The following is a 215-nucleotide window of genomic DNA, read 5'->3' as shown; positions in this document are numbered from 1 at the left end:
GTATAGTTTCCTATTGGTAAGTCTTTTGATATCGCTTCTCCTTCTTCATTTGTTACTAGTTCTCCAACTATTTTCCCATTTAAATCTTCAATTTTAAACTTTGCTCCTGCTAGCTTTTTATTTTTATCACTTATGTCTACTTTCACAAGCTTCATTTTTCCCATTGGATCTGGCAATTTCTTATTTCCTATTTTAATTTCTACTTCTGCATCTTT

General features: G+C 30.7%; 1 protein-coding gene. It reads right to left on the bottom strand.

Translation table 11 applies throughout. The features are described from left to right. Nucleotides 1-215: MSCRAMM family protein (locus HMPREF2590_RS08910; protein ID WP_176748653.1), on the bottom strand; the 215-nt coding region annotated here is incomplete at both ends.

Origin of the sequence: Bacillus sp. HMSC036E02 (assembly GCF_001836235.1) — a bacterium.
GTDB classification, from domain to species: domain Bacteria; phylum Bacillota; class Bacilli; order Bacillales; family Bacillaceae_G; genus Bacillus_A; species Bacillus_A cereus.
The sequence above is the reverse complement of the archived record's forward strand: the minus strand, read 5'-3'. Positions and strand labels throughout refer to the sequence as shown.